Source organism: Streptomyces sp. NPDC031365, assembly GCF_055569765.1.
Map to the genome: position 1 here is coordinate 1 of NZ_JBVIIM010000021.1, position 25,901 is coordinate 25,901.

A 25,901-nucleotide genomic window follows, 5' to 3' on the forward strand; every position below is an offset into this window, starting at 1 on the left:
ATCTGACGATGACCCCAAAAAGGTCAAGGCAGATCGACAAAGACCGGACAAAGGGCGCGCAGAGGTACCTCCTCCCCGCGGGGAAGGGGGGGGGGGGGGGGGTGTTCCCCCCCCCCCCCCCCCCTTCGTCCGCCCGGGGCGAGCTCTGGTGAAACGGGGGGTACATGAGTGATTTGTCGGCGGACTACGCAACGCTGAACCGAGTACGGCACAACCTGGACCACATAGCCCACCTGATGAAGAAGCCGGGCCGGGACATGGAGAACGTCACGGGGGATGCCATGGGCGTTCCCGAGCTGGCCGAGCGGATGGACGATTTCGGCGACGAGTGGTCGTACGGGATCAAGCAGCTGACCAAATTCTCGGAGCAGGCGTCCAAGGCGCTGCTGAAGGTCAAGGAGGCGTTCGAGGGCCTCGACCACGAACTCGCCGAGGTGAGCAAGGGCAAGGGAAACGGAAAGAAGGCATGACTGCGGCGAAGCCGGAGAACTACCCCGCCCTGGGCTTCGTTCCCTGCCCTGGTGATCACACGGTTGCTGACGACGTGGCCAGGACTGTGCGTCGGACAGCGAAGGCGCTCTCCGAGATATGCCAGGTGTTGCACGGCACCGGTGTCGGCGACTGGGAGGGCAAGGCGGCCGAGGCCTTCCGGGAGAAGTTCGACGACGAGTTCCGTCCCCGCATGGACGACGCCCGCGACTCGTTCGGTGACGCGGCCACGGCTCTTGAGGACTGGGCGGCGTACATGGAACGCAAGCAGTCCGCGGCCCTGAAGCTGGAGGCCCGGGCCGCCGCGCTCGACGAGCAACTGGGAAAGGCTCACGAGAAGGCCGACGCGCTGAAGAGGGCGGATGACGACACCAAGGACTCCGAGGACCACAAGGGCAAGCTCAAGGACGCCAACCGGGCGGTGAACGCGAAGGAACTCGAACTGGAGGAACTCCGCCGGGACGGACGTCGCATGGCCGGCGCCTATCAGACATACGGCAAGGAGATCGCGGAGCGGCTGAAGAAGGCCATGAACATCGCTCCGAACGAGCCCGGCATGTGGGACAGACTCGGGGACGCCATCTCCGACCTGGGCAAGGCCCTGGCGGACCTGCCGGGTCAGGTGGGCGAACTCCTCTCCGACATCGGGGACTGGATCAAGGCCCACGCGGACTGGATCACGGTCGCCGCGTCCGTCATCGGGGTCGTCGCCATCTTCTGCCCGGTCCTGGCTCCGCTCGCGATCGGCCTCAGCGCCGTCGCGTTCATGGCACACGCGGCGTCCTACGGGGTCGAAGGGCTCTGGCCGCCGACCGGCCCGCGCATCGGCAACTGGCTCACCCTGGGAGGAGACGCCCTGGGCATGGTGCCCGGCGTCGGGGCGGCCAAGGCGGGGATCATGGCCGGTCTCAAGGCGGGACGAGGCGCCGGTGGCCTTGCAAAGGGAGCGACGGTCGGCATCAAGACGGCCGGCACGACGGCGAAGAACGCCATGAAAGCGGCCGATCCCGTTGCCGCGGTGATCGACAAGCCGATCATGGCCGCCGCGAGCAGGCTCGGCGTCTCGCGTGGCGCCGCTCTGACTGTCACGGAGGGCGTTCAGGCAGCCGCCACGCTGGCATGGACGGCACCGACCGCGATCAACGCCTATGAGACGAGTACGGGCCGGTACGACGCGGCCACCTGGGGAACCGGCGTGGGCAACATCGCGACGGGCACCGGAGGCGGCAAGTTCGGCGGGCTCGTCGCTGTCGGCAGTGTCGTCGGCCTGGGCGCGTGGGAGTTGACGGACTGATGGGTACGAACGACGGACCGGCCACCACTGGTCCTGCCGATACGACGGTGTCCCTCGACGAAATTCCCGACCTGTGGTTTCGACTCCCTCCTGGATTCACCCAGTTCGATCTCGAGGAGGATTCCGAGACGCGCGTGCTGAGGATGGCCGACACGATCGACCCGGTCTTCGCCGGGGCCACCCCCGAGCAGAAGTTCAGCCTCGTCGTCTCGGGCGAGTACATACTCCGGACGATGATCGACGCGGGGGCCGAACACGTGTCGAGCTGTCTGCTGCGCATGCCCGACGGAGAGCTGACCCAGGGCACCTTGTGCGTTCTCGTCGAACGACCGGACGTCGGGCCGCAGCACCAGGACAGAGAGGGAACGGCGAAGCGCACGGCCGTTCAGTGGCGGAGTCTTTATCCCGACGCGGAGGCCGGACTGATCATGCTGCCGTACGGCATGGCGGCCCTCTGCATACGCGATCAGGACCTACGTCTTCCGGGAGCGCTCTTCGGTCTCGAGGAGCCGACTCCCGCGACGGTACGGCAGGTGCAGCTCTGTCTGCCCCTGAAGACCGGCCCCGGGTCGGCTCTGTTCGTGTTCATGACCGAGGACATCGAACACTGGTCAGAGCAACTTGAGGTGTTCAGCGGCATAGTGAAATCCATCTCGGCCGAGGAACCGCAGAGGGAGGGCACCCCATCGTCCTCCTCGGTCGCGTGACGAACGGAGAAGTCGGCATGAGTCGTGGCGTGGAGGACGAGGAGAGGCGAAGGCGGACGAAACACCCCTTCGTGTGGGCGCTCGGCATCAGCTGTTATGTGCTGGCCGTGATCACGGGGTTGTACTTCCTGGCCGATGACGCCGGCCTTCTCCTCCTCGTACCGCTGTGGATCGCGCATGCCGTGCTTCTCGTCCTGTTCCTCCGGAACCTGGGGGCCAGGGCGTCCAGCGGATATGCGATGTTGTTCATCGTGGCCACGTCCTTGATGTCCGTCTACGTCGGTGACATGGCGCGCGACAATCTCACGTTGCAACAGCGAGGTGAGACGGTCACGGCGACGGTCGTCGAGGAGTGGCGCGACCCTGCCCAGGGACGCAAGGCCAGGTTCTACAACTACGCGCTGGAACGGCAGGACGGCAGCAAGGTGCCGGGCCCCGCCCTGAGGGACGCCTCCGACCGCTTCGACGTCGGCGACGTGGTGACGGTGGTCGAGGATCCCGAGGGAGAGCTCCGGCCTCGGACGCCGGGCGATGCGGACGCCATGGGAGACGCGCTCGGCGCGGGGGCCTTCGCCCTCGGGGCGCTCGGGGCCGTCGGCTGGATGACCTGGCGGGGCTCGGACGCCGCGAAGCGGCGGGAAGCCCGGAAGCGTCCGGAGGCCGGCGACGCCACGCACGAGGCGCAGGAGGCGAAGCTGCGCGAGGCCTTGCGCACGCATCCCCGCGACCGTCGCGGCTACATCAAGATCAGCCCTGGGGAGTATCCCGACATCTCGCACCACCGTGCCGCCCGGATCGCCTGGGAGACGGGACTGCGCGCGGAGGCGATGGGCAATCGGGGCGCGTGGCGCTTCGCCGAGAAGGTGATCGAGGAGGTCCCGAACGACTGAGCCGCGGCAGGATGCCCACCGCAGTACGGAAGAAGCGGCCTCATGGCCCGTCGGGGAGGGGCTGCCGGAGGACGTACATGTGCAGCTCGCTGCGGAGCTCCTCCGTGTCGACGCGCAGCCAGGAACCGTCACGGAAACGGATCAACAGCACCCGAGTCTCGAACTCGCCGGAGAGAGGATCGACCAGGGTCGCCTCGTCGGCGGACAGGCGGGCGACGACCTGCAGGTGTTTCTCCCGTCCCGTGCTGACGCGCTGTGGCGGAGCCGTGAGGACGATCCCGTCCGGGGCAGCCGGGCAAAAGTCGCTGGCTAGGGCTTGGACACATTCAGAGAGCGAATGTCATGGGGAAAAAGAAAAGACGGCCGCGGGCAGGCTGGACGCCGCCGCCCAAGTCTGCCGAGCGGATTGCGATGGAAATGGAGTTGCGCAGGCATCGTGTTCAAATGAGGCAGCCTCCCGTACCTCAGCGACGAGTTATCCTGGGGCTCTTCGCGCTGTCCCTGATGTCTGGCGGAATGTTTCTCTTCTTTTTGCTCCCTTCGGATGCGCTGGTGAGCGACTTGCGTTCCCGGGGAGTCTCTGCCTGGGCTGAGGTCACAGAATCGCCGAAAGACAAGTACGGTAACCCGGGAAATGTAAAGGTGAAGTTCCATGGGCCGGAGGGCGAGCTGGAGACCCAGCTCAATGACTGGGGCGGTATGCGCCCTGAGGGACTGGAGTCCGGTGGCACGATATCTGTGACGTACGATCCGCGAGATCCGGCGCGAGTACTCACGACGGATTGGGTGAATAGCCCGCCGAGTATCACCCTGCCGATGTTGGTTGCGCTTTTGGTGTTCCTCGTCCTTATGGTCGGCGGAATTCTTGTCACGATACGACGACGTATTCTTCTCAAGAAGAGGGAGCAGGATGTGACATGTTGACTTTGGTATGCCGACCGAAGAAGTGAATGGGGGATGCGTGGCGAGTCCTGTGCCTGAGGAGGTGGCTGCGGAGGAGGCCTGGTCGTACCACAACAGCGCCTGACGTCGGGTCCTCTGCCGATGCCGATGCCGGTGCCGACGGGCCCGAGCACTACGAGCTCGTGCGGGTGAGCCGTACCGACTCCTCCGTCAGGGCAGACACCTTGAACAGGACACCCGCGAACTCCACCGGATCGCCGACGTGCACGTTCTCATATGCGGCAACCTGGACCGCCGCGCAGTTTGCCGCGATGCCGGCCGTGCCGGTGCCGGTGTCGACGTAAGAGACGGTCAGAGACAGGCCCGTGGGGAAGCGCTGCACTCCGCCGTTGGCAACGAGGGCCAGGACCTTGCCCTCTGCCGGGAAACCGGCCGCGGCGGCGGCAAGGACGTCCTGGTTCGTGGTGAAGCACAGGGAAGCGTCCGCCGGGCTTCCCGCCGATTCCATCGACTTGGGCGGCGCCGCGAGCGCGGTTCTGTCCTCGGCAGTCCTCGGTTCGAGGACGACGCGGTAGGAGCAGATCTGCCGGACGGTGTAGGTGTGACCGGAGACGGTGACCTGGGCCCCGGGCCCCAGCTTCCACTGGCGTTGTCCGGAGTGGTACCGGACGCCTTCACGGAGGGTCGCCTCGCGGGTCGTGCCGTAGGCCCGGGCCTCGGCGTACTGCACGCCTGCGCCACCCGGTAACTGGAAGCCGCCGCCACGTAGGACGTGCACCCCGCCCTGCGGCGCCTCGCCCGCACACACCGGGCCCTTGTCTTCCACCACTGCCTCCGTGGGTGCGGGAGCCACCGTCGGTTCCTCGCTGCCCTCGTCGGACCTCGATCCGCATCCGGCCAGCGCGAGCAGCGCCAGCGTGCAGCTCGCGATGCCGTGCCTGCCGTACCAAGTCACCAGCCTGCCCACCGATCTCCTCGCCCAGATCATTTCAAGAGCGTATGGACAGCGAGCCCAGAAGACTCCGTCAGGGAGCCTTCGGACATAACTCCAGCGGAAATCGCCATGCTGGCCATCTTCTTGTCGCCGAGGTGCACCAGCGTCGCCCGGGGCGACCGCTTCGACGTCGGCGAAGTGGTGGCGGTGGCCGGATATTCCGAGGGAGAGCTCCGTCCTCAGAGGTCGGGTGTTGCGGACGCCACCCGGGAGATGCACTCGGCGCGTCGGCCTTCGCCCTCGGGGAACTCGGGGAGTTCCTAGGGTCGTCGGCTGGATGGCCTGGCAGGGCTCGAACGCCGCGAAGCGGCTTCATGACCCGTCGGAGCGGGGCTGCCGGAGCACATACATGTGCAGCTCGCTGCGAAGCTCCTCCGTGTCGATGCGCAGCCAGGAGCCGTCGTGGAAGCGGATCAGTAGCATCCGAGTCTCGAACTCACCGGAGAAGGGGTCGGCCAGAGTGGCTTCGTCGGCGGACAGACGGGCGACGACCTGTATGTGCTTCTCCCGTCCCACGCTGACGCGCCGCGGCGGAGCCGCGAGGACGATCCCCTCCGGGGTCGCTAGCAGTAGTCGCTGGTGGTGGGTGGAGTGGCCGTACCAACGCAGCAGGAACTGCCCGGCCGCGCCATGCCAGTTCCCGTCGAAGACCTTGTCGAGGCCCTGCTGACCGATGGCGGCGTCCCGGCGCTTGTCCTCCTCCTTCTTGGCATGCCACCGTTCCTTCTCGTCCTTCGTGCCGAGGGATCGCTTGATAGCTTCTTCCGCATCTGACAGAAGACTCAGCAGCATGATGAGGGGTACGAACGGTGCACCAAGTATCGCGCCGATCATTCCCAGGAGGGGCAGTCCAGCAGGGCGGATACGGGGGTTCCCCGCGGTCTGGAGCACGTCTGCCGGGGGCCGCGGGATCTTGCCGATCCAGCACCAGTCGCCTGCTTCGGCGTGGACGCCAAGGCGGCCGGTTGCCACGCGCTGCTTGCCCCTACGTGTCACGTCAAGACTCTCCTCGCCGACGCGGAACAGATTCGGTGGGTCGAGAGTATCTCGTAGGGCGAACCACGAGGGGTGAGGGAGACCGCAATCGTGCCTGCGCTCTTCAGGTTTTTCTGAGAATATTCACAGATTCGACACGAGGGGTTAGTCATGGGGGACCACATTAAGGCGGATCTTGCCGCCATCAAGCAATGCTCACGCGACCTCACCAAAATCCATGGCGAGTTCGAACGGAACGGCAATCCTGCGGACGAGTACGGCCAGGCCGTGGGCCATGGCGGCCTCAAGGATGCCTTCTCCGATTTCGGAGACACCTGGAAGAAGACCCGGAAGAAACTGATGAAGGAGCTTGAGCAGCTGGCGGAGTTCACGAAGACCGCCGCCAAGGCGTACGACGAGATCGACCAGGAGTTGGCCAAGGCCATCCGGGATGCCAAGGCGCAGAGCAAGGGGAAGAAGTGAGCAGGACAGACGCCGACTGGCCGCCTCTCTGGCACGACGACCCGACGCCGGGCGACCCGGAGGAAGTGGCCGAACTCGGGCGTAAATTGCGCAAGATGGCCGACACGATCGATGAACAGTCCCGGGTTATTGCGGCGCTGGCCTCGGTGGACGGCTGGGACAGTGAGGCCGGAAAAGGGTTCCATGAAATCGCCGATGGTACGGCGGATAGGTTGAAAAAGTCCTTCAAGCGTTATGACGAGGCGGCCAAGGCCATTGGGGAGGAAGTGCGAGAAGGGGGTTCGGGCCAGTTCGCCAGTGAAATGCGCCGCGCGCAGCGCAAGGCGGACAAGGCGCTTGCTGATTATCGTGAGGCCAAGGCTGACCATGATCTCGCGGACGGTGAGGTGAAGAAATTCACGGACAAGTACCCCATGGTGCACGATATCCCAGCCGCAGAGAAAGGTGATTACGAGCGCTGGGTCAAGAAGCGCGACGAGGCCTTGCACCGCATCGGTGGCGCACGCAAAGCAGTGAAGGACGCCAGGGACATTTATGACGATGCGGGAGACAAGGCCGCCCGTCACATCAAGAACGTCGTGCACCATGACGCGGTTCGGGACCCGGGTGGGATCCTGAACTGGATCGCGGATCACGCGGACTGGCTGTCGACCGCTGCCACAGTGCTGGCGGTCGCGGCTCTGGTCGCGGCGGTGGTCCTCTCCGGCGGCGTCGTCGCGGCGATCCTCGTAGGCCTGGCGGCCGCGGCGAGCGCCACCGCTCTGACCGGCCGTCTGTACGACGCGTTCGCGAGGGGTGGGAAGCTCGACCTGCTGAAGATCGGCCTTGACATCCTGGGCATCATTCCCGGCCTCGGTGCCTTGAAGGGACTCACGGCGGCGGCCAAGGGCGCGCGCCTGCTCGCGGCGCGAGAAGCTGTCTGGGCCGGCTTCACCAACGGCTTCGCCGTGAAGAACTTCAACAAGGGTGTTGTCTGGGCGTCTAAGTACCTGACCAGCAAGGGCATCACGCGAGTGAAACTACCGGCGAACGGCTTCGACCCGGAGTTGGTCACGCGGTACATCAAGGGCGCTTCCCTGGCCAACGCCGGCGTGCAGGGTTTGCTGAGGGTGAAGAACCGGATGGATGGCATCGATGACTCGCCGGCGGAGAGCAGCACGCCGACGGTAGTTCCGCGTCCCACACCGACGCCGGGCGTGGCCCCCGGCCCATCAGGGAGACCGACGGCGCCCACGCCGTCGCCCCAGCCAGCTCCCAGCCCGTCGTCAACAGCGTTCCACTCCGCCTTGGCCCCTGCCGCGTAAGGAGATTGATTCATGGGTGACTACCACGCGCTGAAATTTGGCAAGTTTGTCGATGATCAGGGAACGGCCCACGACATGGTCCCGTCCGCTGCCATCGCCGCCGTGCCTGAGGCGAAGGAGGCGGCCGAGAAGTACGGCCGGGAGGTTCGCTTCGATTTCCTCGACGACAAGGCCGTGCACTGGATGCTGTTCCAGCGTCGCGAGGACACGGAGAAGGGCAGTATTCTGGGTTGTCTATTCGTTGTACCGTTGCTTGTTTTCGGGGGTGGCGCCTGGCCATTCTGGGACCTGGTGGCGTCTGAGAGATCGCGTCAGTTCCAGATGGTCTTCCTCGCCGTCGACGCGCTGATCCTCTGCGCCGTGGTCGTCGGCGCCTATCTGGCCCGGCGTCCCAGTCTGCTCGACCCGGTGATACGGAACACACGCTGTAGGGCTCGCCTCTATCGAAAGATCGTCGGCATTGCCCGTAAGGGCGGCGCCGATATCCCGCGCCTATACCCCTACTACGGCATGTATGCAACGTCTCGGAAGTTCTTTCCCGAGGCTCCTGACCGCCCCATTCCCGAGCAGGAGGCGTCCTCGTGACAGCTCACTCCGAGGTGTCATCGCTGATTCCCACCGGTGCGGCTCCCGCAGTCCTGCGTGCCGATGACATTCAGGTGCGCTGGGTCATGCCGGAGAACTTCCACGACATTCCGATCGACGCGGCCGATGATGAGGATGCCGTACGCCGACTGGGCGAGCTCGTGGAGAAGGCGCTCCCGGGCGCCGGTGAGGAAGCGCAGACGGCACTCGCGGTCACGTGTGCACTCGGAGTCGACGAGTTGCTGGCAGCAGGGGCCGAGTACGCCGGTATTTGCGTCACTGCGGTCGATGACACAGTGTGCACCGCGACGGTCTTCGCCTCTCTGATCGACAGCCCGGAAAGCGACACCCTTCGGGGAACGGCCAAGGTGATCGCTGCGGAGCTGCGTCGGCTTGGGGAGGGTGAGGTCTCCCGGATCGAGCTCCCATGCGGCTGGGCCGTCTCGTACGTCGGTACCCGGGAAGTCAAGGTGCTCGGTGAACTCACGGAAACCGGTGACGGCTTCACCTTTCTGACGCCGTTCATACGCGTCTACGTTCCCCTTCCCAACGGAAGCACCCTGGTGATGGAGATGTCTACGCCCACCACTCCCGGTTGGGACATGTTCTCGACGATATTCGGCAACGTCGTCAGCAGTATCCGTCTGTTCCGCGCCGACGGAACGGCGCTCATCACCTCTTTGGTGGGGGAATGAGCGGACCCGTATTCGGAGATCCACCCTCGGACTACCGTCTGCTGGTCCCCCGCGACTGGTTCCGCGTCGACCTCACCCAGGAACGCTGGCGCGGGCAGCTGAAGACCTTCGTGGACAAGGAGTTCGCGGGCAGCGGCTCCTCTGCTGAGGTGGCCCGGGGAGTCTGGGCCACCTTGCGTAATACCGCAGAGAACGGGTTGACCTGTGGTGCGTTGGAGTTCTTCCTCCGAGCGGAGTCGTTCGAGGGACCGGTAGTACCCGCTTCCTTGCTGATCTCATGGCCACCAACCCCGCGAGGCATGACACCGGCGCCGGAAGAGTTTGCCGAGGCGCTGACCTGCCGCGCGGACCCTCAGACCGATGTGGTCCTCATCGATCTGCCGGCCGGTCGGACGGTCTACGCGCGCGGGAAGACCACCTTGGACTACCACGTTCGGATGCCGGGTGACGTGGGCTACTTCCACTTGGCCTTCTCGGTGCCGCTGAGCGGCACCGAAGGGCCCATGGGGAACCTGTGCGACGCCATCGCCCATTCCCTGCGGTGGGTGTGAACCGCGGTAGCTGCGGGGTGGCTCTAGAGCGACGCGCTCAATGGATCGTCAGCGGTTGATGGCTTGGATCTCCTGGACGGTGACGTCCTGGTCGTTGCCGAAGGTCCCGTCGGGCAGATCGCCGCCTGCGCCGCCCGTGCCGGTCCATGTGATCTCCCAGGTCACTGCCGCCTGAAGTTTAAAAGTCTCGTCTCCGGAGGAGCGGAAATAGGTGATGCCGCAGGGAGGTGTCCGATCGGCCGCGCCCTTTGCGTAGGGCTCGCCGATGGAGCCGTCCTCGTTGACGGTGCACTCGCCGGACGCGGGATGGGTCTCGGCATCCTCGGTGCCGGGCAGCAGTTTTAGTGCGATCGGCCTGGCTGTGGTCGTGGCCTGGATGTTGTGACCGGGTGCGTCGAGTGACGCGGTGACGGACACGGGCTCGAACTCGCCCTTGTCCAGCCAGGCCCACGTGGGGAGATTGACCTTGGTCGTACCCTCGGGGGCGAGTGTCACCTTGGTTCCGGGAACCTTGATCTGCTCATAAGCCAGGCCGGCGAGGATCTCGGGGGTGATGACGTTCTCGACGTCCGGCGTCTCGCCGTTCTCGGCCCAGAAGGGAAGCGTCCCGTTGCAGGCGGTGCGCTCGAGGATGGGGGCGTTCGGATTCTCGACAGGTCCCCACCACATTCCCTCGTCCTGCTTGTCGAGGTTGTAGTTCTTGTACTTGCCGTCCTTGTACATCTGGCGGAACTCGTGCGTGGCCTTCCTCGCGTGAGGGGCCTGGTTTGGGTCACCGGAAATCTCCTTGTAGCCGGCCTCGGTCTCCTTGGCGAACTGCTTCGCAGTCCACTTGGGCGCCAGCCAGCATGCCGGGGGCTTCCAGGAACCTCCGGCGACAGTCACGGATCCGGCGGCGGGGCCGGAACCGTTCTTCGAGGTGTCGTAGGAGATCGCCGTGGCCCTGGCGTAGAGGTCGTCGCCCTTGAGACCGGCATCGGTTTCCGTGCCCTTGTCGACGGGGCCGCCGGCGAACGCACTGTGCGCGGGTGCCAGGAGCAGAGTGGCTGCGAGGCCGATTGTGCACAGGCTGCGGTGGGTTACGCCTTGCACTGCGTGGCCTCCTTCTGGACCTCGATGGTGTCAGCGATCCACAGGCCTTTTGCCTCCTGGGACGCCGTCATGACGATTTCGAAGAAGTAGTAGTCCTTGTCGCTCGGCTCGGTCTTGAGGACCTTCTTGGTCTTGACCTCTTTGCCGTAGAACTTCGAGTCGTCGTCACAGAAGGAGACCGAGGCGCGGCTGCCGTCGCTCGCCATCTCGACCTTGGCCCGCGTGTAGCGCTGGACTCCGGTGATGGTCCAGCCGCCGTCGACGTACTGCTGAATCTGCTTCTTCGCATACGCCTGGGCGCTGCCGCCGGGTGTGGAGTAGAACTTGTACCCCGCGTCCTCCGCGTCTTGTTGAACGATGCCGTAGTTGATGGCACGCACGAAGTTCTCCGCGTCGGTGAGTGCCGCTGCCTGCTTGGCGTCGGAAGGCACGGCGCGGTCGAACTCCATCGTGAAGTCCGAAGGAAAGGCCATCTTCGGACGCTTGATGTCCGGGATGTTCTCGGACGTACTGGGCGATGTCGAGGGACTGGCGTTGCCGGTGTCGGCTCCGGCGATCCGGTCGTCGTCGCTGGACTTGTCGCTCCCGCTGCCACAGGCCGTCAACAGGAGGACTGCGGTCGCGGCGAGCGCGGTTGCAAGGGGCAAGGTGCGACGCTTCAAGAAGGGCTCCCCGTGAGACAAAGGTTCAGGTAACGCACAGACGCTATCGAGGGCACCACGAGGCTCACCAGCCCGCCCCGGTCTCAGAGTGCACGCACTTGTGAATGTAGGTGCGCAGACCGGAGAGGACCTGTGTGCGGGGTGCTTCCGGCGCGTCAGGGCGCCGAGGGGGATCCTCAGGGGGTCTCCGCTGCTGCCGCAGGCCACCCGTCCCAGTGCTGCGGCGCCGGCCTGCGCGGCTCATCCCGATGACGAGGGGCTTGACCAGTGGGGTGGCGCCTGTACCCATTTCGCTTCCGGCTTTCGACGCGAAATGGCCCCTTCATCGGCACTTCGTCGCTTTCGCTTCGACGTATACCTTGGATGCCTGCCACAGCCCGTCACCTGTGGGATCCTTCATCATTATGATCTTGAAGTGGTCGTAGTCCGCGATGCTGGGCTCGCTCTTCAGGACCTTCCCGGTCTTGATCTCCTTGCCGTAGAACTTGCTGGAGTCCACGCAGAACGCAACCTCCACTGAGGTGCCGTTCGCGGCGGACCGGGTGTTGGCCTGGTAATGACGCCGAGTGCCAGTGGCGGTCCAACCGCCGTCGAGCCTGGCGTCGATCTGCGTCTGCGCGTAGCTCAGCCCTCCGCCCGTGGAATAGGCGTTCACAGCCGCGACCTTGGACATGCGCTTGTCGACGCCGTGGTAAATGGCGCGGACGTAGTTCGCCGCATCCTCCATCGCCGCCGCCTCGTTCTTGTCCTTCGGCTTGTCCCAGTTGAAGACGAGGTTCATGTCCGCGGGCAGGGACACGTCCACGCCGTCCGGCTTGTTCTCTGCCGGTGCTCTCGAAGGTTCCGCCGGTTTGCTCGGCTTCTCCGCGCCCTGGTTGGCGTTGGCGGGCTTGTCGCTGTCGCCGGACTTGTCGTCCCCGCTTCCGCAGGCCGTCAGCATCAAGACCGCGGCAGCGGCGAACGCGGCGGCAATGGGCAAAGTGCGGCGCTTCACAGCGGACTCTCCTTGAGACGAAGGTTCAGTCAAGAGCACAGACGCTAGCCGTGAGGTTGCTGGTTTCGCCAGCGCGAACTGTTCAGAGTGCCAGGGCATTTCGATTGTTCAACGTCCCCGTTGTGATGCGCTGTGTCCGGGCCACAGCTGTTCCTGTGCACGCTTCCGCTCGTTGTGGCGCGGGCTCGCATCTCGGACAGGCGCACGGCGGGTGTGCTGGCGAACAGAGGAGCGGTTCGGAGGACTTGTCGGCTTGTATCTCGGCCTTGCGTTTGCCATCGGTCACGGCTCCCTCCTTGTAGACGCGGAGCGTGAGGCGCAAGCGGCGGCGGGTGGAGCCCAGGACCTCGAGCACGTGCGTCATCGGCGGGTAGCGCGGGTGCACTCCGGACATGTGTACGCGTTAAAGCCGGGCTCGTGGCGGCATGGACCTCGTGGAGCAACCGAACGGGGCTCCAAAGGAGAGCTGCGGCCCGATGTTCGGTTGCCGGGTGAGGGTGACCTTGCCCCGGTGACTCCTCAGTCGCCGAGCAGGAGCAGCCGGTCCGAAGCCGCGCCCGCCTCGCCCCGGCCAGCCACAATGCCGGTAGGAGGTGAGCTGCCGTGTCGGTGATGAGCGAACTGGTCGAGCGGGGTGCCGTACCCGAGGGGTACAAGGTCGAGGTGTTCGACAGCAGGGTGATCATGACGCCACAGAGCCCGGAGCGAAACTGGACCGTTTCCGACGTCAAGGACGCGGTCAAAGACTCCGGCATCGCGCGGGAGCGCGTCTTCGGTGACGTGCTCATCCCGTTCCCCGGGGAGAACGACGCCGCGCCGGATCTGGCGGTCGTCGGCTTCGATGCCGAGCGCCGGAAGAACAGCTACTCGTGCCTCGACGTGCTGGCGGTGGTCGAGGTCCCGTCGGAACCGGAGGACGAGAAGGACTACGTGCGGAACGTCCGGAAGTACGGTCGCTTCGGGATCGACTTCTACATGATCGCCGACCCTTTCAAGACGATGGTCACCTTGATGTCGCAGCCGCACGCCTCGGGATACGGGCGGGTCGTAGAGACCCCGTACGGCGAGCCGGTCAGCTTCACGCTCGCCACTGGGGAGCGGGTCGAGATCGACACGGGGACCTTCCCGACGCGCGATGCCGGGGGAGCGTGACCTCGGACTGGTGCCTGGGTTGCTGCGGGCAGTTGCGGCGATGTCGCGCTCGTTAGGGTGATCCCTCGGACATGAGAAGTGTGACTGAGGGGGGAGTTCCACGTGGCAGAGGGCACATCCGGGGCCGGTACGGGCGTCCGGTGGCGGGCGGATGCGATCCGTTGGTCGTTGTTCAGTCTGGTGTGTGCCGGTGGTTCGCTCGGGCTGTCCTGGGCCGGGCCGGTCGTGCCGTTGCCGAGTCCGTTGCGGGGAGCGGGGCTGGTCCTCGCGTTCCTGGTGCTTCCGCTGACCTCGCTGCTGGTGCCGTTGCTCATGCTGCGGCGGGTGCCGCGCAAGCAGCGGAAGGTGGCGTGGCAGCTGTTCTTTCCGCTGGTGGCCGGGATTGCCATGGGAATATTCGGCAGTGCTGCCGGTAACGAGGTCGCGCTGGCGGACCGGGGCGTGTCGACCGACGCCGTGGTCGTACGCATGGATGACACCGGGACCAACCGTTGCGACCTGCGTATGGTCGACGGGCGTGAGATCCCGCTCTCGCTCTCGGAGGGCGATGGCTGTGAGAACTGGGTGTCGAAGGGCGACAGGCTACGCGTGCTGTACGACCCCGAAGGTGTCGCCAGTCCGACCGAGGACCCGGACAGCAGCTCTTACGGAGGTTTTCTCGGGTCCCTCTTCGTGATCGCCGTCGTGATGGGCACCTGGGGTGGCGTGCGGCAGAGCAGATGGGGTCGTGAGTACGCCGGGCAGTGACCGAGCGGCGGACGGAGAGAAAGAGGAGCGACGGCGTTCGATTCCGGAGAACTTACACTGCGGTCCGATTACCGGCACTTCGCCGCCTTCGTCTCGACGAATACCTTGGACGCCTGCCACAAGCCGGTGCCAGTGGGGTACTTGATCATGATGATCTTGTAGTGGTCGTAGTCCGCGATGCTGGGCTCGGTCTTGAGGACCTTGTCGGTCTTGATCTCCTTGCCGTAGAACTTTCCGGCGTCCGCGCAGAACGCCACTTCCACCGACTTGCCGTTCGCGGCGGACCGAGTGGTGACGTCGTAGTGGCGCAGTGTGCCGGTGGCGGTCCAGCCGCCGTCGATCCAGGCGTTGATCTGCGTTTCCGCGTACTGCAGTCCGTCACCGGTGGCATACGCGGCGACGGACGCGTCCTTGGCCGTACGTTTGTCGACGCCTCGGTAGATGGCCCGGAAGAAGTTCGCCGCGTCGTCCATGGCGGCCGCCTCGTTCTTGTCCTTCGGCTTCTTCCAGTCGAAGAGCAGGTTCATGTCCGCGGGCAAGGACACGTCCACGCCGTCCGGCGTGTCCGTTGCGGGTGTTCCCGAGGGCTCCCCTGACTCCTTCGGTGTCTCCGCTCCCTGGCCGGCGCCGGGCATCTTGTCGTTGTCGGCGGCTTTGTCGTTCCCGCTGCCGCAAGCCGTCAGGAGCAGGGCTGTTGCGGCGGCGAACGTGACAGCAACGGGCGAAGTGCGGCGCTTCACTGTGGGCTCTCCGTAACATGAAAGTTTCAAGTGAACTGACGGTATCAGTGGGGATATTGGCTTCACCAACGCGAACTATCCGATGTTTAGGCCGCCAAGAGGGCGTACGGCGGAGAGCCGCTCCGTTTACGCTGCGGGCGTGGTCTTCATCTCGCACCGTGCTCTTCAGGGCAGCCGTGGGCACCGGTTGGCCGTCGGCGTCATGCTCTTCCTCTTCTGGGTCCTCATGGCCGTCGGACTCACCGCCGCGGCGGTCACGAGCCGGGTCGGGTGGCCGGCCCGGCTGGGGTTCGTTGCCGGAGCCGTCTCCGCGTACCTGCTCGTGTGGTGGAGCGCCCGGTTCTGGTGGTCGGCCTTCTGTCAGGGGCGGCGTGAGGAGGCGGTGGCCGAGCCGGACGCCTGGCACTGGCTGTTTCCCCCGGTGATCGGCGGTGTCGTCCTCGTTGTCTCCGGAGTGGGGGCACTGAGTCGCGGGGACGGCAGTGGGTGGTTCGGCCTGGGGTTCGGTCTGGTGCTCGGCGGTCCTTCCCTCGCGGTGATGGTCCTGGAGGTGGGGGAGTGGTTCTCCAAGCGATCGAGCCGCGACCCGGTCGTGCCGGCCCAACCCGTCGAGCCGCCACGACCCCGGCGGGACTGGGGGCCGATCGGGAGGTGAGGCAGGAGGCACGGGCGGTTTCCGCGGCTTCTCCGAGGTCAGGCCGCGTGGTCCTCGAAGCGGAATTCGGGGCTGGTGCGCGGGTCGATACGGGCTCCGGCCTCGAGCGCTGCGACCAGGCGCTCGATCAGTTCGAGTGTGGGGTCGACGCTGCTTTCCTCGATGCTTTCGATGTCCTTTTCGGAGAGCGCCGCGCGTCGGGCCAGCTCCGCTGTTGTCCAGCCGAGGGCCGAGCGCCGGTCGTAGACCGCTTGGGCGAAGTCCATGCGGCGGCCCGCGGCACGGTACGCGGGGTCCTCGCGGTGTTCCGGCGGGACCTTCCAGCTGGTGTGGTATCCGCTGCTCATCGGGCCTCCTCGTCCCTACGGTAAACGTCGTGCTCACCGGCCGGTGCGTGTTCCGCCTCGCATTCCCTTCCTCGCTCGCTGCGCACGCACGACTTCGTCCCGCTCCCGCATCCTGGTTTTGCGGAAGACCGTGAGGAGGACCGCGCGGCGTCCCCGAGCGAACCAGTAGGTGACGCGCACCGGTCCGATGCGCAGCTCTCGTAGGCCGTCGCCGAGGTGGCTGGCGAGCGGGAAGGGCAACGCGGGGCCGTCGGTGGCGAGCCGGTCCGCGAAGCGTTCGACGGCTCGGTAGTCCGCATGGGAGAGGTTTTCCAGCCAGGCGCGCACCTCCGGCTCCACTTCGATGGTGTAGAGGTCCGGGGCCGGTGGTTCCGACATGGCCGTTCCGTTCGTGGGCGTGGGTTCGTGGACGCGTACAGCGTCCACACAATCGGGCGGCTGCCGGTTCTCGGGCCGGATTGTCCCGGCAATCACCCGATCAGGGCTCAGCCGACTGTCCCGCCTTCCATGCGGCCGCCACGAGCCGCGTAAGTCCGTCGGCAGAGATGACAGCAGGTCGTCCGAAGCCCCATCGGTGAGGGAGCACCCGTGCGATGTGCGGTGTGTCAGCCCAGCTTCCCGTTCTGCGCCGTCACCACCGCCGGGGTGAGCTTCGCGTCGCTCGGCCTGGCGTTGGCGATGGCGGCGCCGTTGACCGAGAAGTAGACGCCTACGACCTCGCCTTCGCGGACGACCTGGGTGTGCATGGTGTGAGGGGCGCCGCGGAAGGTCAGCGTGGCCTTGAAGCCGAGGGTCTCGTCACCCGCCGGGGTGACGTCCTCCGGAGCGACGGAGTCGTACGTGCTGGTACCACCGCTTCCCTTGGCCGTGAAGCCGTCTTCGCAGGCTGCCACGGCCTTCTTCACGTCGGCCATGACGGGCTCGGCCCCGCCGGACGCGTAGGCGGTGAGCGTGATGTAGGTGTGTGCGCTGTTCACGCCCTTCGCCTCGTCCGCCATCACGCGCGTGAGGTCGGCCTGAGGTTCGCCGAGCGGGAGTTGGTTGATCGCGTACGCCAGGGGCGCGCAGGCCGGCTTGTCGAGCGTGACCTCCTCCGGTGACTTGGCGAGGGCGAACTCGTCGCTGTGCTTCTGCACCGAGAACCCCTTCACGTCGGCGGGCGAGACCATGAGCCCGGCCAGCTGTTCGGCGGGAGTGGGCTGCTTCGACTGGGAGGTGGAGGGGCGGGGTTCGCCCGTCGTCCTGTCCGACTCCTCCTCCCCGCCGCACGCGGTGAGTGACAGCGCGGCGAGCAGCGACAGGGCTGAAATGGTGGCCGATGTTGTGCGGTTCAAGTGGACTGCTCCTCAAGGCGTTCGAGTGGCTTGGGTGAGTGGTGTCCCGTGCGTCCCGTACATCCCGTACATCCCGTACGTCCCATCACCCGTCCGGGCGAAGATCATGGCATGGTCGCCCGATGTCCTCGTGAGTGGATGGTGCAGGGCTCGTGTGCGGTGCGTGACGAACCGTATGTCCTCCGTGGTGGGCGGCGTGAGTCGGCGGTTCGCTCACGCACAGGGAGTTCTGGAGTCCCAACTGGGTTGTTCAACAGTGAAATTGCAGATGAGTAACGGTGGGCGCGGTGGGGTGCGTGAGGTGGGCTCCGCCTTGAGGGGCTTATGTGCGGCTGATACGGTGCGATGGCTTGACAGTCACCCTCAGCGTTGGTTATTCGCCCAGGTTGGGCGAGTAGGTCCGGCCCGTCGCGCATGTCCGTGCGCGAGCGAACGTGGGTGAAGTGTCCGGAACTTCAGAGAACTTGGCAGACATCGCCTTGGGTGTACGGGGAGCTGTGGCGTGAAGATCCAAGAACGTACGGGGGCGGGCGCCGGCCGTTCCGCGGCTCCGGCCGGGCCGGCGGTCGGTGACCGGCTTCCGACCCCTCCTCGTGAGCGCAAACCGGCGCTGGCCGCGCTCGCGGTGCTGCTGATCCTGGTCGGTGCGCTCGGTGCCACGATGCTCGTGCTGCAGGCCGGGGAGCGGATCGAGGTCGTGAAGATCACCGAGGAGATCCCCGCCGGGCAGGCGGTCACCAATGCCAACACCACGTCGGTCATGGTCGCCGAGGACCCGGGCATCCACTACATCGAGTGGTCGCAGCTCGCCACCCTGAAGAAGCTCAAGGCCGTCAGCACGATCCCGGGCGGCGTCGTCGCCGTCGGCGAGATGTTCGGTGAGGAGGCCAAGGTCCCCGCGGGCAAGGCACTCGTCGGGCTCTCCCTCAAGGAGGGTCAGTACCCGACCGGGCTGAAGTCGGGGAACACCGTCGCCGCCTACCGTGTCGGTGGCACCTCCCGGTCCGACTCCGACGAGGCCGACAGCGGTTCCTCCGGCTCCACCGGAGGAGGCAACTCCGTGATCGTGGAGCAGGCACGCGTGGACTTCGCCCAGGAGACGAAGAGCGACGAGCTCATCAGCAGCACCAACAAGCCGGTGACGCTGCTCGTCGACAGCGCCGACGCCGCGGCGCTCACCCAGGCCGCCTCCAACGGCGAGGTGGCTCTCGTCCTCGTTCCTGGCAACTAGAAGGCGGCACCCGACCCATGGCCCTCATCGCCCTCGCCGCCGACAAGGGTTCCCCCGGCGTCACCACCGCGGCCGTCGCCCTCGCGGCGGTCTGGCCGCGGCGGGTGCTGCTCGCCGAGACCGACCCGGCGGGCGGCGACCTCGTGTACCGCAGTGCCGCCGCGCACGGCGGGCCGCTGAATCCGAACACCGGGATGCTGTCCATCGCCGCGACCGCCCGCCGCGGGCTCGTGCCCGATCAACTCTGGGATCACGTCCAGCCGTTGAGCGGTGGGCTCGAGGTGCTCGTCGGACTCGGGATCGCCGAGCAGGCCGCAGGGCTCGCCGGGCTGTGGCCGACGCTCGGGCACGCCTTCGCCTCGCTCGCCGACTCCCCGCACGCGCCCGCCGACGTCATCGCCGACTGCGGGCGGATCAGCGGGGACACTCCGGCCGTGGAGCTGTTCCCGCACGCCTCCCTCGTCCTGCTTCTCTCGCGCACCGAGCCCGAGGCGCTCGCGCGCGTACGGGACCGGGCCGCCGCGCTCGCCGGCAAGTTGCACGGTGGGCCGCGCGGTGCGGCGGCACTCGGCAACCCGGTGATCGGCGTCGTGCTGATCGCCGACACGGGTAACGCGGCCAAGCTCGCGTCCCAGGTCAACGACATGCTCGTGCACGCCCAGACCGGTGCCCGGGTGGTCGGCACCCTCGCCGACGACCCGGCCGGTGCCGAGCAGTTGGCCGGGCGGCGGCGCGGGCGGCTCGACAAGTCGCTGCTGATCCGTTCCGCGCGCAAGGTGACGGCCGACGTGTACCAGCAGTACGGCGCCGCGTGGACGGTCCAGGCGCAGGCCCAGCAGCCGCCCCAGGCGCACGGAGCCGGGCGATGACCGTCGACCATCAGCTGGTCAAGCGGTTCCGTCAGGAAGCCGGCGACCGGATCGCCGAACAGCGCCGCCTCGACCAGGTGGCCGGCGTCACGCCGATGTCCACCGAGGACGAGCGGCAGTACGCCCGTGCCGTCATCGCCCAGATACTGGAGGAGTACGCCCGCACGGAGATCAACGCGGGCCGAACGCCGCCGGACGCCGAGACCGAGGAGCAGTACGCGGCCGCCGTGCACGCCGCGCTGTTCGGGGTCGGGCGGCTCCAGCCGCTGCTGGACGACCCCGAGGTCGAGAACATCGACATCAACGGCTGTGACCAGGTGTTCGTCGGCTACTCGGACGGCCGTGAGGTGCGCGGTGACGCCGTCGCCGAGACCGATGAGGAACTCGTCGAGCTGATCCAGGTGCTGGGCGCGTACTCCGGTCTGTCGTCGCGGCCCTTCGACTCCGCCAACCCGCAGCTCGACCTGAGGCTTCCGGACGGTTCGCGTCTGTCGGCCGTCATGGACGTGACGCGGCGGCCCGCGCTCTCCATCCGGCGTGCGCGCATGGGCAAGGTGTTCATCTCCGACCTCGTCGGCAACGGGACGCTGACCCCGGAGCTGGGCCACTTCCTCGCCTGTGCCGTCCGTGCCCGGAAGAACGTCATGATCGCGGGTGCGACCAACGCCGGTAAGACGACGCTCCTGCGTGCCCTCGCCAACGAGATCCCGCCGCAGGAGCGGCTCATCACCGTCGAGCGGGCGCTGGAGCTCGGCCTCGACACCTTCCCCGACCTCCACCCCAACGTCGTGGCGTTCGAGGAGCGGCTGCCCAACTCGGAGGGGCAGGGCACCATTTCCATGGCGGAGCTGGTGCGCCGGTCGCTGCGTATGAATCCCTCCCGCGTCATCGTCGGTGAGGTGCTCGGCGACGAGATCGTGACCATGCTGAACGCGATGTCCCAGGGCAACGACGGTTCGCTGTCCACGATCCACGCCAACAGCTCCAGCGAGGTCTTCAACCGTATTTCCACCTACGCCCTGCAGGCGACGGAGCGGCTGCCCATCGAGGCCAGCCAGATGCTGATCGCGGGCGCGGTGAACTTCGTCGTGTTCATCCAGCGGCGCAACGAGTACCAGAGCGGCGGCCGTCTCCAGCGCATGGTCACCTCCGTGCGCGAGGTCAACGGCGTCGACGGACGCGTGCTGTCCAGCGAGGTGTTCGCTCAGGCCTCCGACGGTCGGGTCACCGCGCACGCCCCCATAGCCTGCCTGGAGGAACTGATGGCCTACGGCTACCGGCCCAGCGGAACGTGGGGGTGAGTGAACCGGTGACCGCTACGACCGAGATCGCGACCGCGACCGAGATCGCGACCACAGACCTCACCGACCTCGCCGCGACCGGTTCGCTCGACTCGCTCGGCGCCATGGGCGGCCTGTTCTCCACCACCGTCCTGTACGCGCTCGCGTCCGGTGTCGCGGTCGGCGGCGGACTCGCCCTGTTCGCCGTCGCCGTACGCGGACTGCCCGCGAAGCCCGAGCACGAGAAGCAGAAGGCGAGCGAGCGGGCGAACGAGCTGGTCCGGTTCGCCGGCCGGCGCGGCTCCCTCGCCGCGCTCGTCGGTCTCGCCGTGCTGCTGCTGACCCGCTGGACGGTCGCCGGGATCGCCGCCGCCGTCCTCGTCTTCTTCTGGGACCGCCTCTTCGGCGGGGCCGCGGAGGAGAAGGCCGCGATGCGGCGCGTGGAGGCGCTGGCCTCCTGGACCGAGTCGCTGCGCGACACCATCGCCGGCGCGGTGGGCCTTGAGCAGGCCATCCCGGCGTCCGCGCGCGCCGCCGCTCCCGTGCTGCGCCCGCACCTCGACGCGCTCGTCGACCGGCTGCGCTCCCGCACTCCGCTGGCCGAGGCGCTCCAGCAGCTCGCCGACGAGATCGACGACGCCTCCGCCGACATCATCGTCGCCGCCCTCATCCTCAACGCCCGGCTGCGCGGCCCCGGTCTGCGGCAGGTGCTGGGCGCGCTGGCGAAGTCGGCCCGCGAGGAGGTCGACATGCGGCAGCGCGTGATGGCGCAGCGCTCCTCCACCCGGCGGTCGGTGCAGATCGTCGTCGCCGTGTCGGTCGCGTTCGTGCTCGGACTGTCCATCTTCAACCGGGAGTTCGTCGAGCCGTACGGTACGGCGGTCGGACAGCTCGTACTGGCCTGTGTCTGCGGTCTGTTCGCGCTCGGCTTCTGGTGGCTGCGCAAGCTGTCCACCATCGAGACGCCCGAGCGGTTCCTGGTGCGCGACGAGCCGGCGGTGCTGTTCGTGCGTCCGCGCACGCCCGATGCCGTGCCGGACCGGCAGCAGGCGCCGTTCCAGCCGGAAGAGGGGGTACGCCGGTGAGTGACGAACTGACGATGCCGGTCGTCGTCGGCGCGGTCATCGGGCTGGGCATCTTCGTCCTGGTCCGCGCGTTGATGCAGACCAAGCGCAGTGCGATCTCCCAGGTCGCCCGGATCGACGCCATGCGGGCGCGTGGAACGGCGTACGAGTCGGCCCGTACGGGGGCGCAGGACACCGGCCGTCTCGGCTCGCTGCGCGCCGAAGTCGGCGCACGTATCGCCGAGTTGTACCTGCAGCAGGGGTGGGAGCAGCGTTCGCTGCGCGCCGACCTCGCCGTCCTGGGGCGCAGCTGGGAGAAGTTCCTGGCGACAAAGGTGCTGCTGGCTGTGGCGGGTCTGTTCTTCGGGCCGTTCCTCTTCGCCATCGTCTGGACGCTCGCCCTCGCCGACAGCCCGGTCATCCCGGTGTGGATGGCTCTGCTGTGCGCGGCGCTGTTCTTCTTCCTGCCCGATCTGGAGGTACGCCGGGACGCCGCCGAGAAGCGGCGCGATCTGCGGCGGGTGATCGGCGCGTATCTGGACCTGGTGTCGATGAGCCTGGCCGGCGGCCGGGGTCTGCCGGAGGCGCTGATGGCGGCGGCCGAGGTGTCCGACGGCTGGGCGGCACAGCGTATCCGCAGCGCCCTCGCCGACGCACGGATCACCGGCATCAGCCAGTGGCAGGCGCTGGGGCAGCTGGGTGAGGAGCTGGGCGTGGAGGAGCTCAAGGACCTCTCCGCGTCGCTGGCGCTGGTCGCCGACGACGGTGCCAAGGTGCGCGAGTCCCTCGCCTCCCGCGCCGAGACCATGCGGCACCGCGAACTCGCCGAGATCGAGGGCAGCGCGGGTGAGAAGTCCCAGTCGATGCTCGTGGCGCAGCTGCTGCTGTGCGCGGGGTTCCTCGTGTTCCTGATCTTCCCGGCGGCGATGAGGGTGTTCCAGGTGTGAGAACCGCGACCCCTGCGCCGTACGTCAGAACTTCCGTGAACCGAATTCGAGAGGACAACGCGTCATGAACGGACGTACCTTCCACACCGGCATTCCTGCCGTGGACTTCCTGGTCACCTTCATGCGGGCCCGCGTGGAGCGTGCCCGCTCCGGCGAACTGGACCGCGGTGCCTCCGCGGTGGAGTGGGTCATCATCTCGGCGGTCGTCGTGGCGATCGTGGGTGTGGTGGCCGCGATCATCAACGCCGCGCTGAGCGACGGCGCCAACAAGGTCGGCGACTGCATCAAGGGCGCCAACGCGAGCGGTACCTGCTGACGGCCCTCACGTTTCCTACGGGGATGCAGGTGCGCGTACGTCGCTGGGTACGCCGACGGGTGGAGGCCGCCTCCGCCCGCGGCGAGTCCGGCATGACCGCGATCGAGTTCGTGTTCCTCACGCCCGTCCTGTTCTTCATGATCTTCGCGACGGTGCAGTTCGCGCTGTACTTCTTCGCCGATCACGTCGCCCAGGCGGCGGCGCAGGCGGGCGCGCGCAAGGCGCGTGCGACGGCGGACGCCCAGCCGGGCGGCTGGCGGGGCGAGGCACGGGGCGTGGTGGACAGCTACATCCAGCAGCTCGGCCCGCAGTTGGTGCTGGGGCCCGACGTGAAGATGCTCCAGCCGGAGCAGGACACGGTGGGTGTGGAGATCACGGCACGCATCCCGACGGTGTTCCCGGGCCTGGACCTGACGGTGCACGCGCAGTCGGTGGGGCCGGTGGAGCGGTTCGTGCAGGAGGGGGAGAACTAGATGGGGTTCCCCCTGGGGGACGGACGGCCGGGAATGGACGACCGTGGGCTGTCCACCATCGAGGTGGTCATCCTCGCACCGGTGATGATCATGTTCATTCTCGTCCTGGTGGCCTTCGGGCAAATGGTCGACGGACGCGGCGCGTTGGACGGTGCGGCGCGTGACGCGGCCCGCGCGGGCTCGATCCAGAAGGACCACGGCACGGCGATGGCGGAGGCGCGGGCGGCGGCGGAGGCGAACCTCACGGACATCTGCTCCGGTCCGGTGTCCGTCGTGCAGACCAGTCAGGGTTTCGAGCCGGACACCATCTTCACGGTCGAGGTGAGCTGCGAGGTACGGGGTCTCGCCATGCTGGGCCTGGACATCCCGACGACCCTGACCGCGAGCTTCAGCTCGCCGCTGGACCCGTACCGGAGGACGGCGTGAGACCGGCACGTATGCAGGCATGGGTTTCGGACCGCCGTACGCGGCTGGACGACCGCGGCTCGGGTGCCGGCGCGGTCATCATCTTCGCGCTCGTCTTCCTGTCCCTGGCGGCGTTCGTCATCGACGGCGGCATGTCCATCTCCAAGCGGGAGCGTGCGGCGGACATCGCGGAGCAGGCGGCCCGTTACGCCGCCCAGGACATCGACCGCGAGGCCCTGTACGACGACGTGGGCGGCCCGGCGCCGATCAACTACGAGAACTGTGACGCCCGGGTGAAGGCGTTCGCCCGCGAGATGGACATGTCCGGTCCGGACATCGCGGGGACGCGCTGCGTGGCGGCGACGGTGGAGGCGGTGGAGGTCGAGGTGCAGCTGACGTACGCGCCGGTCTTCACGGGCATGTTCTACGGCGGGGACGTGGTGGTGCGCGGGCAGGCGGTGGCGGAGAACGAGGTGGGCTGACGCCCGCGCCCGGCTCCGCCCCAGCGGTGGTGCTCCGAGTGCGTGTACCGGCCCCGGTCTGATCGCGGGCCGGAGCCCGGCTCACTTCTTCTCGCGCTTGTCCTCGACCTTCATCTTCTCGTTGACCTGCTTGGTGAGCTCGTCCTCGAGCTTCTTGAACTCGCGCACCACGGCGTCGGACATACCGGCGAGCGCGTCGAGCTGCTGGGTGATGTCCTCACGGCCGTCCTCCCAGTTGGACTCGAAGTCGGAGAGAGCGTCGTTGACACTGCCGTCGCCGATGTCGTCCCTGTAGGACTCGAAGAGCTTCTTGGTGTGGTTCATCCGCTTCTTGAGGGACCGCAGGCGGCGCCCGTAGTCCTCCATCTCGGTCAGCGGAAGCGCGAGGTCGCTCTTTCCTTTGCTCATGCCGGTGCACCGCCTGACGTGAGGGCTTCGATGAAGGTGTCGAAAGGGAGGGCTGGGAAGGAGAGGGGGCCGTGGGCGGGGTGTTTGGAGTCGCGTATGGCGACTCGGGTGCGCAGCGGTGCGATCTCCACGCAGGTATTGCCGTCGCAGCCACCGGAGAACGAGGACTTACGCCAGTGCAAGGGCTCGGTCATGGCTCGTCTCACAGTTCCTTGGTCACGTGGTGGATGACATCCAGCGAAGCTGCGGGGTCCAGCGACGCCCTCTCCACTTTACGGAACAGGTTCGCAGTTGATTCAGCTGAGCTTCCGCGTCGATGAAGGCGGTTCCGGTGGGAAAGTCCCGCAGCACGGTGTCGGGTTGGGGAAGGGGACCGCATGCGTGCCTCATCGAGGCGTCGGCACCGGCGAAGCCGTCCTGGTGGGTGGGGACGACGCGTACGGTCGCGTGACCGTCCTCGAGCTGCGCCAAGATCTGACGGAGTTGCATGCGTGATCACGATCTCGCGCAGGGTCGTGGCGTGGTGCTCGACCTCGGCGGTGTCCAGGAACACCGAGGGCAGCACTTCCCGGTACTCCTCCCACCATCCACGCGTGCGATCGGTAGCCATCGTGACGAGTGCGTCGATCAACTCCTCGTCCGTACAGGCGTAGTGCGCCGCGTGGCGACGTACGCGCTTCTCGCTCACACCCGCGACACCGGACTCGATCTGGCTCATCTGTAGGGAGTCGGCGCCGAGGCGAACTGGTCGCCGGCTTCGCTCGCCGAGCTCGTCCTGGCTCTCGCGGACGCCGGGCCCCTTGAGGTCACGGACGACATCCGCGTGAGGGTGA

The 25,901-nt window shown here is 67.0% G+C and carries 33 protein-coding genes and 1 pseudogene; 22 read left to right on the top strand and 12 right to left on the bottom strand.

Going from position 1 to position 25,901, the window contains the following annotated elements; genetic code table 11:
• Positions 1–164 precede the first annotated feature (164 nt).
• From ACZ5C2_RS26600 to ACZ5C2_RS26620, 5 genes are all read left to right on the top strand, one after another.
• Complete coding sequence (locus ACZ5C2_RS26600) at positions 165–470, top strand: hypothetical protein (RefSeq protein WP_365899410.1); 306 nt, start codon at positions 165–167, stop codon at positions 468–470.
• Positions 467–1,783 (top strand): putative T7SS-secreted protein, encoded by a 1,317-nt coding sequence (locus tag ACZ5C2_RS26605; RefSeq protein ID WP_386615899.1) that lies wholly within the window; start codon positions 467–469, stop codon positions 1,781–1,783. The genes ACZ5C2_RS26600 and ACZ5C2_RS26605 overlap by 4 nt, the downstream gene beginning before the upstream one ends.
• A complete protein-coding gene (locus tag ACZ5C2_RS26610) occupies positions 1,783–2,490 on the top strand; it encodes a hypothetical protein (RefSeq protein ID WP_468795867.1) in 708 nt (235 codons plus the stop codon). The genes ACZ5C2_RS26605 and ACZ5C2_RS26610 overlap by 1 nt, the downstream gene beginning before the upstream one ends.
• A gap of 17 nt (positions 2,491–2,507) precedes the next feature.
• Positions 2,508–3,380, top strand: a complete 873-nt coding sequence (locus tag ACZ5C2_RS26615) for a hypothetical protein (protein WP_386502408.1) — start codon at positions 2,508–2,510, stop codon at positions 3,378–3,380.
• Positions 3,381–3,722: 342 nt separating this feature from the next.
• Entirely contained in the window at positions 3,723–4,304 is a 582-nt protein-coding gene (locus tag ACZ5C2_RS26620) for a DUF3592 domain-containing protein (protein ID WP_365899406.1), read from the top strand.
• A 151-nt stretch (positions 4,305–4,455) separates the two neighbouring features.
• Here ACZ5C2_RS26620 and ACZ5C2_RS26625 read toward each other — a convergent pair whose 3' ends face one another.
• Positions 4,456–5,271: a hypothetical protein gene (locus tag ACZ5C2_RS26625; protein ID WP_468795871.1), complete on the bottom strand. Its 816-nt coding sequence runs from the start codon at positions 5,269–5,271 to the stop codon at positions 4,456–4,458.
• A gap of 318 nt (positions 5,272–5,589) precedes the next feature.
• Entirely contained in the window at positions 5,590–6,273 is a 684-nt protein-coding gene (locus tag ACZ5C2_RS26630) for a hypothetical protein (protein WP_468795874.1), read from the bottom strand.
• 150 nt (positions 6,274–6,423) lie between these two features.
• On the opposite strand from ACZ5C2_RS26630, the gene ACZ5C2_RS26635 reads away from it, so the two are divergent.
• Genes ACZ5C2_RS26635 through ACZ5C2_RS26655 form a run of 5 tightly spaced genes read left to right on the top strand, consistent with a single transcriptional unit; the run spans position 6,424 to position 9,870 of the window.
• Positions 6,424–6,735, top strand: coding sequence for a WXG100 family type VII secretion target (locus ACZ5C2_RS26635; protein ID WP_468795877.1), 312 nt, complete (start codon positions 6,424–6,426; stop codon positions 6,733–6,735).
• Positions 6,732–8,039, top strand: coding sequence for a putative T7SS-secreted protein (locus tag ACZ5C2_RS26640; RefSeq protein WP_468795880.1), 1,308 nt, complete (start codon positions 6,732–6,734; stop codon positions 8,037–8,039). The genes ACZ5C2_RS26635 and ACZ5C2_RS26640 overlap by 4 nt, the downstream gene beginning before the upstream one ends.
• Positions 8,040–8,051: 12 nt before the next feature.
• Positions 8,052–8,624: a hypothetical protein gene (locus tag ACZ5C2_RS26645; RefSeq protein ID WP_365899401.1), complete on the top strand. Its 573-nt coding sequence runs from the start codon at positions 8,052–8,054 to the stop codon at positions 8,622–8,624.
• A complete protein-coding gene (locus tag ACZ5C2_RS26650) occupies positions 8,621–9,319 on the top strand; it encodes a hypothetical protein (RefSeq protein ID WP_468795883.1) in 699 nt (232 codons plus the stop codon). The genes ACZ5C2_RS26645 and ACZ5C2_RS26650 overlap by 4 nt, the downstream gene beginning before the upstream one ends.
• Positions 9,316–9,870: a hypothetical protein gene (locus tag ACZ5C2_RS26655; protein ID WP_365899399.1), complete on the top strand. Its 555-nt coding sequence runs from the start codon at positions 9,316–9,318 to the stop codon at positions 9,868–9,870. The genes ACZ5C2_RS26650 and ACZ5C2_RS26655 overlap by 4 nt, the downstream gene beginning before the upstream one ends.
• A gap of 48 nt (positions 9,871–9,918) precedes the next feature.
• Here ACZ5C2_RS26655 and ACZ5C2_RS26660 read toward each other — a convergent pair whose 3' ends face one another.
• The 3 genes from ACZ5C2_RS26660 to ACZ5C2_RS26670 all read right to left on the bottom strand — a co-directional run bounded on the left by ACZ5C2_RS26660 (position 9,919) and on the right by ACZ5C2_RS26670 (position 12,618).
• Entirely contained in the window at positions 9,919–10,962 is a 1,044-nt protein-coding gene (locus ACZ5C2_RS26660) for a hypothetical protein (RefSeq protein WP_468795886.1), read from the bottom strand.
• Positions 10,950–11,609: a hypothetical protein gene (locus tag ACZ5C2_RS26665; protein ID WP_365896987.1), complete on the bottom strand. Its 660-nt coding sequence runs from the start codon at positions 11,607–11,609 to the stop codon at positions 10,950–10,952. The genes ACZ5C2_RS26660 and ACZ5C2_RS26665 overlap by 13 nt, the downstream gene beginning before the upstream one ends.
• A 337-nt stretch (positions 11,610–11,946) precedes the next feature.
• Positions 11,947–12,618, bottom strand: a complete 672-nt coding sequence (locus ACZ5C2_RS26670; RefSeq protein ID WP_365896988.1) for a hypothetical protein — start codon at positions 12,616–12,618, stop codon at positions 11,947–11,949.
• A gap of 612 nt (positions 12,619–13,230) precedes the next feature.
• Here ACZ5C2_RS26670 and ACZ5C2_RS26675 point away from each other — a divergent pair.
• Positions 13,231–13,770 (top strand): Uma2 family endonuclease, encoded by a 540-nt coding sequence (locus ACZ5C2_RS26675; protein ID WP_468795891.1) that lies wholly within the window; start codon positions 13,231–13,233, stop codon positions 13,768–13,770.
• Between the two features lie 102 nt (positions 13,771–13,872).
• Positions 13,873–14,517, top strand: a complete 645-nt coding sequence (locus tag ACZ5C2_RS26680) for a hypothetical protein (RefSeq protein WP_365896990.1) — start codon at positions 13,873–13,875, stop codon at positions 14,515–14,517.
• Positions 14,518–14,585: 68 nt separating this feature from the next.
• Here the strand turns inward: ACZ5C2_RS26680 and ACZ5C2_RS26685 are convergent, their stop codons facing one another.
• Positions 14,586–15,257, bottom strand: coding sequence for a hypothetical protein (locus ACZ5C2_RS26685; RefSeq protein WP_468795894.1), 672 nt, complete (start codon positions 15,255–15,257; stop codon positions 14,586–14,588).
• Positions 15,258–15,396: 139 nt separating this feature from the next.
• Between ACZ5C2_RS26685 and ACZ5C2_RS26690 the strand changes: the two genes are divergently transcribed.
• The gene (locus ACZ5C2_RS26690; RefSeq protein ID WP_365896992.1) at positions 15,397–15,912 is read left to right on the top strand and encodes a hypothetical protein; all 516 of its coding nucleotides are present in this window, start codon (positions 15,397–15,399) and stop codon (positions 15,910–15,912) included.
• Between the two features lie 38 nt (positions 15,913–15,950).
• Here the strand turns inward: ACZ5C2_RS26690 and ACZ5C2_RS26695 are convergent, their stop codons facing one another.
• From ACZ5C2_RS26695 to ACZ5C2_RS26705, 3 genes are all read right to left on the bottom strand, one after another.
• Entirely contained in the window at positions 15,951–16,259 is a 309-nt protein-coding gene (locus ACZ5C2_RS26695) for a helix-turn-helix domain-containing protein (RefSeq protein WP_468795897.1), read from the bottom strand.
• A gap of 33 nt (positions 16,260–16,292) precedes the next feature.
• Positions 16,293–16,637, bottom strand: coding sequence for a type II toxin-antitoxin system RelE/ParE family toxin (locus ACZ5C2_RS26700; protein ID WP_468795900.1), 345 nt, complete (start codon positions 16,635–16,637; stop codon positions 16,293–16,295).
• 227 nt (positions 16,638–16,864) lie between these two features.
• The gene (locus ACZ5C2_RS26705; protein WP_468795903.1) at positions 16,865–17,593 is read right to left on the bottom strand and encodes a hypothetical protein; all 729 of its coding nucleotides are present in this window, start codon (positions 17,591–17,593) and stop codon (positions 16,865–16,867) included.
• Between the two features lie 502 nt (positions 17,594–18,095).
• Between ACZ5C2_RS26705 and ACZ5C2_RS26710 the strand changes: the two genes are divergently transcribed.
• The 9 genes from ACZ5C2_RS26710 to ACZ5C2_RS26750 all read left to right on the top strand — a co-directional run bounded on the left by ACZ5C2_RS26710 (position 18,096) and on the right by ACZ5C2_RS26750 (position 24,660).
• Positions 18,096–18,824, top strand: a complete 729-nt coding sequence (locus ACZ5C2_RS26710; protein WP_468795906.1) for a hypothetical protein — start codon at positions 18,096–18,098, stop codon at positions 18,822–18,824.
• A gap of 17 nt (positions 18,825–18,841) precedes the next feature.
• A complete protein-coding gene (locus tag ACZ5C2_RS26715) occupies positions 18,842–19,693 on the top strand; it encodes a hypothetical protein (protein WP_468795909.1) in 852 nt (283 codons plus the stop codon).
• Complete coding sequence (locus ACZ5C2_RS26720) at positions 19,690–20,994, top strand: CpaF family protein (protein ID WP_468795912.1); 1,305 nt, start codon at positions 19,690–19,692, stop codon at positions 20,992–20,994. The genes ACZ5C2_RS26715 and ACZ5C2_RS26720 overlap by 4 nt, the downstream gene beginning before the upstream one ends.
• 104 nt (positions 20,995–21,098) lie before the next feature.
• Entirely contained in the window at positions 21,099–22,058 is a 960-nt protein-coding gene (locus tag ACZ5C2_RS26725; protein WP_468796605.1) for a type II secretion system F family protein, read from the top strand.
• 14 nt (positions 22,059–22,072) lie between these two features.
• The gene (locus ACZ5C2_RS26730; protein ID WP_468796608.1) at positions 22,073–22,984 is read left to right on the top strand and encodes a type II secretion system F family protein; all 912 of its coding nucleotides are present in this window, start codon (positions 22,073–22,075) and stop codon (positions 22,982–22,984) included.
• A 64-nt stretch (positions 22,985–23,048) separates the two neighbouring features.
• Entirely contained in the window at positions 23,049–23,300 is a 252-nt protein-coding gene (locus tag ACZ5C2_RS26735) for a hypothetical protein (protein WP_360390482.1), read from the top strand.
• A gap of 23 nt (positions 23,301–23,323) precedes the next feature.
• A complete protein-coding gene (locus ACZ5C2_RS26740; RefSeq protein ID WP_360404516.1) occupies positions 23,324–23,773 on the top strand; it encodes a TadE/TadG family type IV pilus assembly protein in 450 nt (149 codons plus the stop codon).
• Entirely contained in the window at positions 23,774–24,199 is a 426-nt protein-coding gene (locus tag ACZ5C2_RS26745; RefSeq protein WP_468795916.1) for a TadE/TadG family type IV pilus assembly protein, read from the top strand.
• Between the two features lie 11 nt (positions 24,200–24,210).
• On the top strand, positions 24,211–24,660 hold the full coding sequence (locus ACZ5C2_RS26750) for a Tad domain-containing protein (protein WP_468796611.1): 450 nt from the start codon (positions 24,211–24,213) through the stop codon (positions 24,658–24,660).
• Between the two features lie 81 nt (positions 24,661–24,741).
• Here ACZ5C2_RS26750 and ACZ5C2_RS26755 read toward each other — a convergent pair whose 3' ends face one another.
• From ACZ5C2_RS26755 to ACZ5C2_RS26765, 3 genes and pseudogenes are all read right to left on the bottom strand, one after another.
• Positions 24,742–25,068 (bottom strand): hypothetical protein, encoded by a 327-nt coding sequence (locus ACZ5C2_RS26755; protein ID WP_468795919.1) that lies wholly within the window; start codon positions 25,066–25,068, stop codon positions 24,742–24,744.
• Positions 25,065–25,262 (bottom strand): DUF397 domain-containing protein, encoded by a 198-nt coding sequence (locus tag ACZ5C2_RS26760; RefSeq protein WP_468795922.1) that lies wholly within the window; start codon positions 25,260–25,262, stop codon positions 25,065–25,067. Before ACZ5C2_RS26760 ends, ACZ5C2_RS26755 begins: the two co-directional genes overlap by 4 nt.
• An 8-nt stretch (positions 25,263–25,270) precedes the next feature.
• A pseudogene (locus ACZ5C2_RS26765) lies at positions 25,271–25,786 on the bottom strand (Scr1 family TA system antitoxin-like transcriptional regulator).
• Positions 25,787–25,901 lie beyond the last annotated feature (115 nt).

Excerpts from the sequence above, each read along its gene's own strand:
- ACZ5C2_RS26615 (WP_386502408.1), top strand. The coding sequence starts at position 2,508 with ATGAGTCGTGGCGTGGAGGACGAGGAGAGGCGAAGGCGGACGAAACAC.
- ACZ5C2_RS26755 (WP_468795919.1), bottom strand. The coding sequence starts at position 25,068 with ATGAGCAAAGGAAAGAGCGACCTCGCGCTTCCGCTGACCGAGATGGAG.
- ACZ5C2_RS26605 (WP_386615899.1), top strand. The coding sequence starts at position 467 with ATGACTGCGGCGAAGCCGGAGAACTACCCCGCCCTGGGCTTCGTTCCC.
- ACZ5C2_RS26645 (WP_365899401.1), top strand. The coding sequence starts at position 8,052 with ATGGGTGACTACCACGCGCTGAAATTTGGCAAGTTTGTCGATGATCAG.
- ACZ5C2_RS26675 (WP_468795891.1), top strand. The coding sequence starts at position 13,231 with ATGAGCGAACTGGTCGAGCGGGGTGCCGTACCCGAGGGGTACAAGGTC.
- ACZ5C2_RS26620 (WP_365899406.1), top strand. The coding sequence starts at position 3,723 with ATGGGGAAAAAGAAAAGACGGCCGCGGGCAGGCTGGACGCCGCCGCCC.
- ACZ5C2_RS26610 (WP_468795867.1), top strand. The coding sequence starts at position 1,783 with ATGGGTACGAACGACGGACCGGCCACCACTGGTCCTGCCGATACGACG.
- ACZ5C2_RS26715 (WP_468795909.1), top strand. The coding sequence starts at position 18,842 with ATGGCCCTCATCGCCCTCGCCGCCGACAAGGGTTCCCCCGGCGTCACC.
- ACZ5C2_RS26725 (WP_468796605.1), top strand. The coding sequence starts at position 21,099 with ATGGGCGGCCTGTTCTCCACCACCGTCCTGTACGCGCTCGCGTCCGGT.
- ACZ5C2_RS26625 (WP_468795871.1), bottom strand. The coding sequence starts at position 5,271 with ATGATCTGGGCGAGGAGATCGGTGGGCAGGCTGGTGACTTGGTACGGC.
- ACZ5C2_RS26655 (WP_365899399.1), top strand. The coding sequence starts at position 9,316 with ATGAGCGGACCCGTATTCGGAGATCCACCCTCGGACTACCGTCTGCTG.
- ACZ5C2_RS26735 (WP_360390482.1), top strand. The coding sequence starts at position 23,049 with ATGAACGGACGTACCTTCCACACCGGCATTCCTGCCGTGGACTTCCTG.
- ACZ5C2_RS26760 (WP_468795922.1), bottom strand. The coding sequence starts at position 25,262 with ATGACCGAGCCCTTGCACTGGCGTAAGTCCTCGTTCTCCGGTGGCTGC.
- ACZ5C2_RS26750 (WP_468796611.1), top strand. The coding sequence starts at position 24,211 with ATGCAGGCATGGGTTTCGGACCGCCGTACGCGGCTGGACGACCGCGGC.
- ACZ5C2_RS26745 (WP_468795916.1), top strand. The coding sequence starts at position 23,774 with ATGGGGTTCCCCCTGGGGGACGGACGGCCGGGAATGGACGACCGTGGG.
- ACZ5C2_RS26695 (WP_468795897.1), bottom strand. The coding sequence starts at position 16,259 with ATGAGCAGCGGATACCACACCAGCTGGAAGGTCCCGCCGGAACACCGC.
- ACZ5C2_RS26740 (WP_360404516.1), top strand. The coding sequence starts at position 23,324 with ATGCAGGTGCGCGTACGTCGCTGGGTACGCCGACGGGTGGAGGCCGCC.
- ACZ5C2_RS26730 (WP_468796608.1), top strand. The coding sequence starts at position 22,073 with ATGCCGGTCGTCGTCGGCGCGGTCATCGGGCTGGGCATCTTCGTCCTG.
- ACZ5C2_RS26600 (WP_365899410.1), top strand. The coding sequence starts at position 165 with ATGAGTGATTTGTCGGCGGACTACGCAACGCTGAACCGAGTACGGCAC.
- ACZ5C2_RS26635 (WP_468795877.1), top strand. The coding sequence starts at position 6,424 with ATGGGGGACCACATTAAGGCGGATCTTGCCGCCATCAAGCAATGCTCA.
- ACZ5C2_RS26720 (WP_468795912.1), top strand. The coding sequence starts at position 19,690 with ATGACCGTCGACCATCAGCTGGTCAAGCGGTTCCGTCAGGAAGCCGGC.
- ACZ5C2_RS26700 (WP_468795900.1), bottom strand. The coding sequence starts at position 16,637 with ATGTCGGAACCACCGGCCCCGGACCTCTACACCATCGAAGTGGAGCCG.